13 protein-coding genes are annotated in these 11,827 nt (G+C 37.9%); all 13 read left to right on the top strand.

The genetic code is table 11. From position 1 onward, the window contains the following. The 13 genes from RG571_RS01130 to RG571_RS01070 all read left to right on the top strand — a co-directional run bounded on the left by RG571_RS01130 (nt 1) and on the right by RG571_RS01070 (nt 11,812). Complete coding sequence (locus RG571_RS01130; RefSeq protein ID WP_002325259.1) at nt 1–594, top strand: malonate decarboxylase holo-ACP synthase; 594 nt, start codon at nt 1–3, stop codon at nt 592–594. A gap of 23 nt (nt 595–617) precedes the next feature. Then, a complete protein-coding gene (locus RG571_RS01125; RefSeq protein WP_139902974.1) occupies nt 618–1,703 on the top strand; it encodes an acyltransferase family protein in 1,086 nt (361 codons plus the stop codon). A 24-nt stretch (nt 1,704–1,727) separates the two neighbouring features. After that, nucleotides 1,728–2,597: a triphosphoribosyl-dephospho-CoA synthase MdcB gene (gene mdcB, locus RG571_RS01120; protein ID WP_002339538.1), complete on the top strand. Its 870-nt coding sequence runs from the start codon at nt 1,728–1,730 to the stop codon at nt 2,595–2,597. 110 nt (nt 2,598–2,707) lie between these two features. Beyond that, complete coding sequence (locus tag RG571_RS01115; RefSeq protein ID WP_002339539.1) at nt 2,708–3,472, top strand: TIM44-like domain-containing protein; 765 nt, start codon at nt 2,708–2,710, stop codon at nt 3,470–3,472. Between the two features lie 488 nt (nt 3,473–3,960). Beyond that, a complete protein-coding gene (locus RG571_RS01110) occupies nt 3,961–6,054 on the top strand; it encodes a PTS sugar transporter subunit IIA (RefSeq protein ID WP_002339541.1) in 2,094 nt (697 codons plus the stop codon). Nucleotides 6,055–6,078: 24 nt separating this feature from the next. Continuing rightward, entirely contained in the window at nt 6,079–6,381 is a 303-nt protein-coding gene (locus tag RG571_RS01105) for a PTS sugar transporter subunit IIB (protein ID WP_002287534.1), read from the top strand. 26 nt (nt 6,382–6,407) lie between these two features. After that, the gene (locus tag RG571_RS01100; protein ID WP_002294703.1) at nt 6,408–7,697 is read left to right on the top strand and encodes a PTS sugar transporter subunit IIC; all 1,290 of its coding nucleotides are present in this window, start codon (nt 6,408–6,410) and stop codon (nt 7,695–7,697) included. A gap of 18 nt (nt 7,698–7,715) precedes the next feature. Beyond that, a complete protein-coding gene (locus tag RG571_RS01095) occupies nt 7,716–8,123 on the top strand; it encodes a hypothetical protein (protein WP_002307887.1) in 408 nt (135 codons plus the stop codon). Nucleotides 8,124–8,145: 22 nt separating this feature from the next. Further along, a complete protein-coding gene (locus tag RG571_RS01090) occupies nt 8,146–9,015 on the top strand; it encodes a class II fructose-bisphosphate aldolase (RefSeq protein WP_002294699.1) in 870 nt (289 codons plus the stop codon). A gap of 1 nt (nt 9,016) precedes the next feature. Further along, nucleotides 9,017–9,637 (top strand): AAA family ATPase, encoded by a 621-nt coding sequence (locus RG571_RS01085; protein ID WP_002294697.1) that lies wholly within the window; start codon nt 9,017–9,019, stop codon nt 9,635–9,637. A 448-nt stretch (nt 9,638–10,085) separates the two neighbouring features. Beyond that, a complete protein-coding gene (locus RG571_RS01080) occupies nt 10,086–10,691 on the top strand; it encodes an NUDIX hydrolase N-terminal domain-containing protein (protein WP_114634712.1) in 606 nt (201 codons plus the stop codon). Nucleotides 10,692–10,825: 134 nt separating this feature from the next. Continuing rightward, the gene (locus RG571_RS01075) at nt 10,826–11,278 is read left to right on the top strand and encodes a MarR family winged helix-turn-helix transcriptional regulator (RefSeq protein WP_002294693.1); all 453 of its coding nucleotides are present in this window, start codon (nt 10,826–10,828) and stop codon (nt 11,276–11,278) included. Nucleotides 11,279–11,314: 36 nt separating this feature from the next. After that, nucleotides 11,315–11,812, top strand: coding sequence for an N-acetyltransferase (locus tag RG571_RS01070; RefSeq protein ID WP_308947447.1), 498 nt, complete (start codon nt 11,315–11,317; stop codon nt 11,810–11,812). Nucleotides 11,813–11,827 lie beyond the last annotated feature (15 nt).

Here is an 11,827-nt window from a genome sequence, read left to right as displayed (position 1 = left end):
ATGATTCAAGCACATGATATTGTCCTTTTTGATAAACATGAAATAGAAGGGTTTACCTTGCCTGAATGGGTCGTTCTAACTGAAAAGATGTTCGGAACAGTTCGTCGTGCGTCGACGGATCACGCAGAAATACTACCGATTGGTTTACGTGGACCTGCCCGCAATCAGAGATGGGCAACAGAAATCTCAAAACATGCCGTCAAACAAGTCATTCATCCGTGGGACATCATCGAACAAGAATCGTATAGACAAGAGAAAATCATGGATTATCCTGTTTATCAGCAATTTCATGCTGCTAGAAACATATTATCAGGATGTAAATGGGGAATCGGCGGCAGCTTAGGATTTGAATTATCGACTGGGATTCCGGCAGTAAAAGAAACCAGTGATTTTGATTTGCTACTGTACGCAGATTCACCGATTGAATTGCCAATTCAGGTAATTCAATCGCATCCTGCTTTTTTTGAGCAATTCGATACCCAAGTAGTGACTCGGCAAGGCGGTTTTTCACTAAAAGAGTATTTGAGAGAGCCAGAGAAAAAAATTCTATTGAAAACAGTCGAAGGACCTAAATTAACCAAAGAACTTTGGTAATAAAGAAAAAGAGAGAGAAAGAGATGTTTGAAAACAAAAAAATCAAAATCAACGTAAGTGACTTCCAGAAAGTATCAGCTGTAACGGCTGTTATGATGCAAACGATATTGAGCTTTGCTTTGGCAAACAGCCACAGCGCAACAAATACAGCTTTTCTTGGTACCTTTTACGTCATCGTTAAATACACAGCACCAATGTTTATTTTTGCAATTGTTTATAATATGGTAAAAACAAGCCAGCATTTGTCTTATTGGGAATTTTTGAAAGAAAAGTTTTTTGAACTAGTCGTTCCGTATCTTCTATGGACGACGGCTTATCTTTGGCTATTTCCAGCAGTCCAACAACAAACTCCGTATACGGATACTGCAAGCTTTTTACTGAAATATGTCACAGGTGATGGAGCGCCTCATTTATGGTATACCGTTATGATGCTGCAGATCCAATTGTTCATGCCGTTTTTTGTTTGGCTCGGTTACAAAGTATTTGCTAATAAAAAATATGTATGGCCAGTATTGATTGGTTCAACGATTTTATATGTCGCATGGTATCTGTTCTATCAAACACAAGTATTGACTGAGCCTTATCATGACAGCTGGTACTTGTTAGATCGGTTTGTTGCTAGTTTCATGATTTACGGGATTTATGGGGTAGCCGCATTTGTTTATCATGAAAAAGTTTATCAATATTTGGACAGAGTACGTTATCTTTTCTTACCTGTTGCCTTAGTTATCGCGTTCTTTTCTGTCCGTTCATTGCTCGCACATCCAGGAGACTTGAGCTTTGCGACTGCGCCTTACTTGAATACGCTCCAAAGTTTATACAGTTTAGTCATCATCTTTGCTGTCTTCATAGGCGCTTCCAAAATGATTGTAAACGATTCGCCAAAATTGCCATTGTTCAAATGGTTGTCTGTTTATGCTTATCGTACGTATTTAGCCAATGTATTTGTTTTCCAAGTACTGTTATTATTGTTTAAAGATAGTTGGCTGCAGTTACCTTCAGGAGTCATGATTCTTGTAGCTTATCTAATGACGGCAAGTTGTGCATTTGCTTTAAGCTGGTTACTTCATATCATTTGGGTAGCTATCAAAAAAGGTTTCAGCAAGTAATAGTAGGAAGAAGGAGTGAGTGTCATGATAAATGACGAACGAAAAAAAGCAGTGACTCAGCAACTCGCTGCGTTGGTAGAGGAAGCATTGATCGCAGAAGTAACATTAAGTCCAAAACCTGGATTAGTGGATGCACTGGATGCGGGTGCACATTCCGATATGGACTATGCTTTATTTCTTAAGTCTGCTAAGACGCTAACTCCTTTTTTTGAAGAAATGGCTCAAATAGCGTGGCATCATGCTATTGATCAGGAGTTAAGAGAAAGAATTGCTGAGATTGGGCGAAAAGCGGAAAAGGCAATGCTGATTGCTACAAATGGCATCAATACCCATAAAGGAGCGATTTGGGCAATGGGGCTATTGATCAGTGTCATTGCACAAAAAATCAGTATGGAACAGCCTTTTTCTTTATCGAAAATACTTGATGATGTCAGCAAGCTTGCTGCTTTTCCTGATACAAAATATCGTCATAAAAAAACCACTCATGGTCATACGGTGAAGCAAAAATATGGCGTAAATGGTGCATATGAAGAAGCGATATTAGGGTATCCGCATATCAGGCTTGCAATCCAAGCAGCTAAGGAGCTAGATAATGATTCATATGTACAGAAACAAATGCATATGTTGTTAGTTTTGATGAGTTCGCTAGATGACACATGCGTATTGCATCGCAGTGATCAGAAAACGTTAGTGGAAATGCAAAAACTTGCTCATGCTGCTAGTCAAAGTGCTTTACCAAATCGTCCATTTACAGCACTGTTGCACTTTTGTCAGGAAAACCAAATCTCTCCTGGAGGAAGCGCAGATCTCTTGTCTGCAAGCTTGTTCATGCTGAAGATAGAGGAATTATGGACTGCCGACACATACATCTGTCCGATGTTACTCAATGACTAAATAAGACAAAATTGCTAAAAAAACAGTTTATGCATCTGGTTATTGACTCTTCCTTTTAGCAAGGCTATGATAAAAATAGTTTTTTGTAATAAAAGATAACGAGGAAGACAATGAAAAAAATCAATTATTTAGCAATCATTTTGTTAGTGGGCCTATGTTTGTTTGCTCTGCCGACCCAAGGATTCGCTGTCGCGGGTGGTCATGGTGGAGGTACATCTAGCGGTCGAAGTTCGGGCAGAGGTTCATTTGGCGGTCGTTCATATGGGGGCAGTTATTTTGGCAGTCGTTCTTACGGCAGAGATTCTTATGGGTATTATGGTCCAAGTACAGGTCCTTCTAGTTATGAGCAAACGGGATTTCTTGCATTAGCTGTTTTGTCAGTAGGAGGGGTTTCTGCTTTTTCTATCGTCAAGAATAAAAGACAAAAGAAAAGGCTGAAAGCGGAGATATTGTCCCGCATGTCAGGAACGGCTAAAGAAAAGAAAGCACAGTTTCTGGAAATCCAAAAGATATTCATGAAGATCCAATCCGCTTGGGAAGAAGAAACTCCTGAAAAAGCCAGAAGCTGTTATACAGACAAGCTGTTTGCCGAACATCAGAAAGTTCTGCAAAAAAACAAAGCAGACGGTGTAAGAAATCATACTAAAAAAATAACTATTCAGGAAGTAGGAAATTATCGACAGATCCACGAAAATAGTTTTGCCATCCGAATTGATTTCAGATGCTGTGATTATTCAGTCGATCGAAAAGATGGGCGATTGATCTCAGGAAGTAAGACACAACGACAGTATTTTTCTCAGATATGGTATTTTGATTTTTCTGAGAAAGAAAAAAGATGGCAAGCCGATTTTATTCAGCCGATTATGCTGGATTGACAGGAAATATTTATGAATGGAGCTGTGACAAAAGCCTTGTTGCAGCTCCTTTTTCTGAATAAACGGTGTGCCAGAGATAGCCTATCGGCAATAAGGCACGATTTTGTAAAAGATGGGAAGCTATTTTTCAAAATCGCTTCTTATCGCTCAAGGCTGAACATCTCTGTCACAACCTCTCCACTAAATGGTGTTTAAAAGCTTGCATCTGCGATAATATGAACAACCAAACGAAAAATAGGAAGCACTATTTTAGTTTAGTTGTTCTTATTACTTGATGCAGGACAGCTTTTTCACAACCTCTTTTTTGTATAGATGGGCAAAATTTTTGTAATAATAGGCGTATGTCTTTTTCGTTGAGGAGATGAAAAAGCATATGGCTTATTTTTTGTTTGCTTTGCTTACTTTCTTTCCACTTCAAGTGGCAGAAATATCTACTTTTTATTATGTAAGCGGAACCATATACTTGAAATCAGAAGGAGATCATTTCTATGAAAACAAGAACAATTGAAATACTTCACAGAATCATGACAGCCCAATATCCAGTAAAAGCAAAACATCTAGCAAGTGAGTTCAATGTCAGTCAGCGGACGATTCGTCAGGAAGTTCTTGAAGCGAATATCTGGTTGAGCAGTAAAAAGCTTCCGGAGATCCGTACAATTCGCAACAAAGGTTTTTTGTTGAAGCTGGAAAAGGAAAAGCAAGCTCGATTAGAAACTGAAATAAAAGATGTGAAAGACGGCTTTTTGAATCGGCGCGAACGTATTTTTGATCTAGTTTTAGCCGTTGCTTACAGCCGAATCCCGATCCATCTAAACAAAAAAGAAGAAGAATTTCAAATCTCTAAAAGTACATTAGATGAAGATATGAGACGGTTACGAGCAACACTGGTCAGTTATGGGATAGAGATCGTCAGTTATGGAAAGCAAGGACTGGTTTATAAAGGTTCAGAACGATCTATCCGTACGATGATCTATGATTTTATCAATCAGAATCTGGGAATGACCGGCTTCTTTATGAATCAAGATGCACAATTAACACCGGCTCAAAAAATCTTTCTCCATTATTTTCCTTTGGTGGAAATCAAAAGAATACAGGAGATCTATTCCAATAAGTTGTTGAAACAAGAAGATGATATTTATAAAAAACAAATCCTGCTTTTTACATTGATCTGGATCCAGCGAATCAGGAAACATGAATTTATCTCTGCCATTAATTGGAAAAATACAGAAATAAAAGACAGTAGCTTTTCTGCATTTATTGACCACATGATCGAGGAATTTCAATTGGACAATGTCCCGCAAGTAGAAAGAAATTATCTTCGTTTCACTATTGAGACGTTCAATGCTAGAGATATCTCCAATTCAATCGAGTGGGTACAAGCTCAATTACTAACGATCCAATTGATCCAATTTGTAGAGAACGAGACACACGTACCTTTCCATCTAAAGGAAGAAGCTTTATTCGAAAATCTCTATAAGCACATGGCTGCACTGATTGTAAGAATCAAGAATCATATCCAAGTCATGAATCCATTGAAAGAAAACATCCGAACAAATTATTTCCCAATCTACCGCGCAGTCACTCATTTTGTTCCTACGATCGAAGAAGTAATTGGTGGCAAGATACTGGAGGACGAGATAGCTTTTCTTGTCATCCACTTTTCGACGATCGCCAGTGTAATCAAGCGAGACTTGAATTATGTTTATAAATCAGTCGTTGTCTGTAACCATGGGATGGCTACTGGAAATCTGTTAGCAGAGAATCTGAAAGAAAAGTTTCCTCAGATCGAGATTACTGCAGTTTTAAGTTCAAAAGAAATCGAATTAGTAGATAAATTGGATGTCAATCTGGTTTTCAGCACCTTTCAATTGAATTATCGAAATAAGCCGCTTTTAGTTGTCGATCCGATTTTAACTGAGACGAATATCTTGGTTATAGAAGACTTTTTGAAAAGAAATGAAGAACTACAGCGGTTAGAGCCTAACAGTCATGAATCGACGGAGTTATTCACTCAAATAATAGATGTCATGAAAGAAAGTGGTGGCCGAGTAGATCGAATCATCTATGGCAAGTTAGAAAAATTATTCGAAACAAACAATTTAGAAATCAACAAAAGGGAGATCCAGCCTATGTTAAAAGATATTTTGACGGACAGCAATATCATGATCAAAGAAAAAGCCACTACTTGGGAGGAATCGATTGAACTAGCTGCTAGACCATTGGTTAAAGAAAACATTGTCGAAGAGCGCTATGTCGAAGCGATGATTCGTGCAGTGAATGAATATGGACCGTATATCGTGATTGGCAAACACATGGCGCTAGCCCATGCCCGACCAGAAGATGGGGTCAATAAATTAGGAGTCAGCGTAGCTACGATTGAGCAACCAATCGATTTCGGTAATCCTGAAATGGATCCAGTAAAGATTATTTTTTGTTTGGCAGCAGTAGACTCCTACTCGCATCTGAACATCATGAAAGAACTAATTGAATTGATCAACAACGAAGAGAAATTGGATCGATTGATTGAATGCACAAATATCGAAGATTTCAAACAACTGCTTTTTTCAGTAGTTGAGAAATAATAAATGATACGGGGGAGAACAAAGATGAACAAATTGAACATTTTATTCGTATGCGGTGCAGGTTTAGGAAGCAGTTTTGCAGCACAGATGTCTGCTGAGGATGTTTTGAACAAATTAGGAGTAGAAGCCAAACTGGACCATTGTGATATTTCTTCCGCAGTTTCCATGAAACCAGATGTGATCATCACAGCAGAAAATTTTCGTTCGCAGTTCGAAAAGTTCGCAGTTGATCCTAAAACGGCGATGATCTATTTGAAAAATATTGTTTCAAAAAATGAAATTGAAGAAAAAATCACCCCAGTTCTGCAAGATAAGGGAGTTATCTAAATACAAAAAGAAAAGAGGGTAAAAACATGGGCGTTATCAATTTTATCATCGAAAATATTTTGACTCAGGCATCGATCACCATTGCATTGATTGCTATGTTGGGTCTACTACTGCAGAAGAAATCAGCAGGACAAGTCATCTCTGGCACGTTAAAAACACTCCTAGGATTTCAAGTATTGAGTGCCGGTTCGAGCATCATCGTTGGAAGTTTAACTTATTTCGGGAAAATCTTTACTGAAGGATTTCATATGCAAGGGATCATCCCTTCTATTGAATCTATCAATGGTCAAGCAATGAATGATTTGGGTTTAGGTAGAGATATTGCACTGACATTCTTAGCCATTTTTGTATTCAATATTATTTTGGCTCGTTTCACAAAATGGAAGTACATTTTTTTAACTGGTCAAGCAATTTTATGGATGGCAACGATGACGACAGTCTTTGGCTATTTTGCCGGTCTGCGAGGGATCGTATTGATCTTGGTCGGTGGTTTTATCGGAGCTTGTTTCGCCATTGCTATGCCGGCAGTAGCGCAACCGATCATTCGTAAAATCACTGGATCAAATGATATTGCTTTAGGTCATTTTTGTACGATCGGGTACTTATTTGAAGCCGGTGTTGCTAAGCTTTTTGGTGAGAAAGGCGAAAATAAAAAGTCGATCGAAGATATCAAGTTGCCGACACATTTCGAATTTCTGCAAGATACTTATTTGTCTGTCATGGTCGTGATGGTCCCGCTATATATCATCACTGTTTTATTTGCAGGCGAACCATTCGCTTCTGAATTATCAGGAGATCAAAACTATATCATGTTTGCCTTTTTACAAGCCATCCAATTCGTAGTGGGTGTGTATGTATTGCTAGCTGGTGTACGTCTACTGTTAGGTGAAATCGTGCCGGCATTTCGAGGGATAGCTATGAAATTAGTTCCTGATGCGATCCCTGCCTTAGATTGTCCAGTTTTCTTTCCTTATAGCCCAAATGCTGTCATTTTAGGTTTCATTACGACAACGATTGGTACGATTATTGCCATGTTTACTTTGCCCATGTTCGGCTTAGCGATGATTTTACCTGGTATGCTAACCAATTTCTTTGCCGGAGGGACAGCAGGGATATTTGGCAACGCAGTTGGCGGACGCCGAGGAGCGATCATTGGCGGTATTGCTCATGGTTTCTTTATTACATTATTGCCCGCTTTGCTAGTAACGATCTTTAATTCGATGGGATTCATCAATGCTACAGCAACCGATGTAGATACAGTAGCCGCAGCACTCTTATATGCCTGGATCTTAAGCCCAGTTTTGAAAGCATTTTAATTGAAAGTAGGGAAAATGATGTTTGGATTTTTTAAGAAAAAAGAAAAAGAACCGAAAAAAGTTCTGGCAAAAGAAGAAAAAGCCCTATCGCCAGAAGCGACCGAAAAGATTCAATCAGAGATTACACAATTGAAACAAGAGATTTCCACTACCCAAGATAGGCATAAATTAGCGGAACTTTATGAACAAGTTGGACTTAAATTTTCTGAATTGTATGAGAACGATCAAGCCATCCAATATTTAGAAAAGAGCTTGGAAAATAAACAGACGATCGGAGATGGGTATAAAAAACTGATGAGCCTCTATAACCAGAAGCGTGCAGATGCTGCTCGTGCTGGTGATGATCAAGGGATCGATTACTACATGGGCAAAATGGATGAGATGCGACAAATTGCAAAACAAGTAACGATCAAAGGAAACAAATAAAAAGATAAGGTGGCAATAAAAGATGTATACAACATTGAAAGAAGTAACAAAAACAGCAGAAGAGTTGAATTTTACAGTTGGAGCTTTTAATACGCATAACCTAGAAATGCTTCCTGCCATGCTAGGCGCAGCAAAAGAAATGGGTTCGCCAATCATTATTCAAACAAGTGTCGATACCGCTAAATATATCGGCATGCATGTGTTAGTCAATGTAATGACAGCTATTGCAGAAGAAGAAATGGTTGATGCAGTCTTGCACTTAGACCACGCCCGAGACTTTGATGATATCAAAGAAGCAATCGACAGCGGATATACTTCTGTCATGTATGATGGGTCCCATCTGCCTTTCAAAGAAAATATCCTGAAGACAAAAGCAGTAGTAGAATATGCCCATGCGCACGGTGTTTCCGTAGAAGGAGAACTTGGAACAATCGGCGGTACAGAAGAAGGAATCCATGTCGCTGAAAATGACAAGGTATATACAAGACCGGAAGACGCAGTGAAATTTGTAGAAGCTACAGGCGTGGATGCATTAGCTATTGCTATCGGTACGAATCATGGACAATTCAAATCAAAAACAGAAGTAAACATTCCCTTGCTGAAAGAAATCGATGCAGTAGTTGATGTCCCCCTAGTTATCCATGGAGGAACAGGTGTGAAAGAAGAAGATTATCCTGAATTGATCAATAACGGGATCCGCAAATTCAATGTTGGAACGGAGCTTTTAGTCAACTGGACGAAAGTAGCTAAAGAAACCTTTAGTGAAACAGAAATCAACAAGTCTCTTCGCCATAATGTGATTCCAGCAAATGAAGCAGTAAAAGAAATTGTCAAGCATAAGATTGGACTGTTTATGAACTTGGAAAGTCCAATTAACTTAGGAAATAAATGAGATGAAAAAGTATTTCATTCTTCTGGCTGGTAGTCCTGGTACAGGAAAAACATATCTTATGAATAAACTACGGGAACGATTTCCAGATATGTATGCCATCACGCTCGATGAAATCAAGGAATACTATGCAGAATCCATCGGGTTTAACAATTTGGAAGAACGGGCGGAACAAGAAAGGACGAAAGTTTATCCTTTCTATTACAAAGCACTTGATTTGTATATGGAAGCAGGAAAGAAAGTGATTGTGTCCGAGTATCCTTTTAGTGATAAGCAAAAAGCACGACTCCAAGAATTAGCAGATAGATACGGATATCAGGTGATCACGATTCGCCTAACAGCAGACTTTGAAGTGTTATGGCAACGTCGGTACAAACGTGATCGTGAATCAGATCGTCATTTGAGCTATATCATGGATCATTATCACTATGGTGACGTATTGGAAGATCGAACGAAAGGGACCAATCATATTACGAAAGAAGCATTCAAAAAGATCATCGCCGACCGAAAATATGACAAATTCCAGTTAGGAACACTATATGAATTTGATGTAACAGACTATACTCAAGTGGATTACACTCCACTATTGGATAAATTAGAAAAAGAAATCAATGACAATAAGTAACAAAGAAATGGCTTAATATCGAAAAATTGGCTTTTGAACACCGTTTAAGGAAGAGGTTGTGAAGTCAGTGTTTTAATATGAGTATTATAGAAAAAAACGGCAAAATAGCTCCTCATATTTTGCCGTTTTTTTAGTGAATACCGAGCATCAGCTGATTGAACACCGTTTAGTGGGGAGGTTGTGAAAAAGCTGTCCTGCCTCAATTAATAAGAACAGCCAAACAAGAATAGCTCATCATATTTTTCGTTTGGTGGGGCTTATTACTGCAGATGCAAGCTTTTGAACGCCGTTTATTCACAGCCCCAGAGAAGTCGAATGTCTTTTGTTCTCGAGTTTTTTAACATTCTTTTATTTATTGCAGATTTCATTATATTTATTTGCCGTAATTAAACTAGTCTTCTATACTTGATTACATAGTCATACATTTGCTAAAAAAGAAGGGAAGAGAATGAACAAGAAGTTGGCTCAATACAAAAGACTACTCGCACTTTCTCAAGCTGGTCTATATTATGGAAAAGATGTATTTGATAAAGAGCGTTTTGAGGAGATCCGGACGATTTCATTGGAATTGATCAGTGAAATAGGAAAAGAAACTTTCGAAGAAATAAAAGCGCTCACAACGATTGGAGAAGGACATCCAACACCAAAAATAGATGTTCGTGCCTATATCAAAAAAGAAGGCAAGGTCCTACTAATCGAAGATAAACGGACGAAAGAATGGTCACTTCCTGGTGGATTTGCTGAAATAGGATTGTCTCCTGAAGAAAATGTGCGTAAAGAAGTCTATGAAGAAATAGGATTAACAGTAGAAACTACTCAGTTGCGAGCAGTTTTTGATACGAATAAACAAAAAGATATTCCACAGCTTTTTCAGTATTATAAACTTGTTTTTGCTTGTGCGATCCACGGTGAAGAGGCCAAGTTTATTGAGAATAATGAAACTTCCAACATGGGATTTTTTAGTATAGAAGAGTTGCCAAAGCTATCAGAAAAGCGAACAACGAAGAAACAGTTACTTATTTTAGAAAACAAAAACCAGATCTATTGTGATTGAGCTTTTTCGTAAAAGAAGAAAAGAATATACTTTACTAGTTATTAAAAAAGAACTTGATTTTTTTATTGAAAATAGTTGCATTTGCAACAAAAAGAGGTAAACTAGTCTTACAAACAAAATAAAGGTGGGATGAAATGGCTGAAATCCTTCGAGACATCGGAATGATTGCCCGAGCGCTAGATTCTATTAGCAATATCGAATTCAAAGAAGTCGATTTAACAAGAGGACAGTATCTTTATTTAGTACGTATTTGCGAAAATCCTGGAATCATCCAAGAAAAACTAGCAGAAATGATCAAAGTAGATCGTACAACGACTGCCCGAGCAATCAAGAAATTAGAATCCAATGGGATGATCGAACGTTTGGAAGATAAAGAAAATAAAAAAATCAAGAAACTCTATCCGACTAAAAAAGGAGCAGAAATCTATCCTTTCATCATTCGAGAAAACAACTACTCCAATGCAGTCGCATTAAATGGTCTTTCTGACGAAGAAGCAAAACAATTGGAATATCTTTTAAATAAAGTATGCAAGAATGTTAGCGAAGATTGGAATTTTGTCAAAAAAGGCAATAAAAGGATCTATTGAAAGGAAGAAGCCGTGAATAAATACGAAATTCGAAAAATGACGCCTTCAGATGTAGACTTACTACAACAAATTAGTATCGAAACATTTACAGATACATTTGGAAAAGATAATTCACAGGAGCATTTAGCTGATTACTTGACACAAGCTTATGCACTAGAAAAACTTACAGAAGAGCTAAAAGATAAAGAAACCGATTTTTTCCTAGTGAGTATCGATCAAGAGCCTGCGGGTTACCTGAAACTAAATACAGGAACGAGTCAATCTGAGGAAATGGCTGATCATTTTTTAGAAATCGAGCGAATCTATGTACGAAAAAAATTTAAACATCAAGGTATCGGTACATTTTTACTAGATACAGCTATTGAAAAAGCAAAAGAAAAGCAAAAAACAGCCATTTGGCTCGGTGTTTGGGAACACAACGATGTTGCGCTCGCTTTTTATCGTAAAAAAGGATTTATCAAATACAGCGAACATGTTTTTTATATGGGAGATGATCCCCAAACAGACTATCTATTCATCAAGCAATTATTCTAATCAAGAGGTGTGAAC

It is taken from the genome of Enterococcus sp. FR204, from assembly GCF_031143325.1.
Lineage (GTDB): Bacteria > Bacillota > Bacilli > Lactobacillales > Enterococcaceae > Enterococcus_B > Enterococcus_B faecium.
Note: the sequence above shows the minus strand (reverse complement) of the source record. Positions and strands in the feature narration are given on the sequence as shown.

Bases quoted from the DNA above. Each gene is read 5' to 3' on its own strand.
- mdcB (WP_002339538.1), top strand. From the start codon at position 1,728: ATGATAAATGACGAACGAAAAAAAGCAGTGACTCAGCAACTCGCTGCG.
- RG571_RS01125 (WP_139902974.1), top strand. From the start codon at position 618: ATGTTTGAAAACAAAAAAATCAAAATCAACGTAAGTGACTTCCAGAAA.
- RG571_RS01095 (WP_002307887.1), top strand. From the start codon at position 7,716: ATGTTTGGATTTTTTAAGAAAAAAGAAAAAGAACCGAAAAAAGTTCTG.
- RG571_RS01070 (WP_308947447.1), top strand. From the start codon at position 11,315: ATGACGCCTTCAGATGTAGACTTACTACAACAAATTAGTATCGAAACA.
- RG571_RS01075 (WP_002294693.1), top strand. From the start codon at position 10,826: ATGGCTGAAATCCTTCGAGACATCGGAATGATTGCCCGAGCGCTAGAT.
- RG571_RS01110 (WP_002339541.1), top strand. From the start codon at position 3,961: ATGAAAACAAGAACAATTGAAATACTTCACAGAATCATGACAGCCCAA.
- RG571_RS01105 (WP_002287534.1), top strand. From the start codon at position 6,079: ATGAACAAATTGAACATTTTATTCGTATGCGGTGCAGGTTTAGGAAGC.
- RG571_RS01090 (WP_002294699.1), top strand. From the start codon at position 8,146: ATGTATACAACATTGAAAGAAGTAACAAAAACAGCAGAAGAGTTGAAT.
- RG571_RS01130 (WP_002325259.1), top strand. From the start codon at position 1: ATGATTCAAGCACATGATATTGTCCTTTTTGATAAACATGAAATAGAA.
- RG571_RS01080 (WP_114634712.1), top strand. From the start codon at position 10,086: ATGAACAAGAAGTTGGCTCAATACAAAAGACTACTCGCACTTTCTCAA.
- RG571_RS01085 (WP_002294697.1), top strand. From the start codon at position 9,017: ATGAAAAAGTATTTCATTCTTCTGGCTGGTAGTCCTGGTACAGGAAAA.
- RG571_RS01115 (WP_002339539.1), top strand. From the start codon at position 2,708: ATGAAAAAAATCAATTATTTAGCAATCATTTTGTTAGTGGGCCTATGT.
- RG571_RS01100 (WP_002294703.1), top strand. From the start codon at position 6,408: ATGGGCGTTATCAATTTTATCATCGAAAATATTTTGACTCAGGCATCG.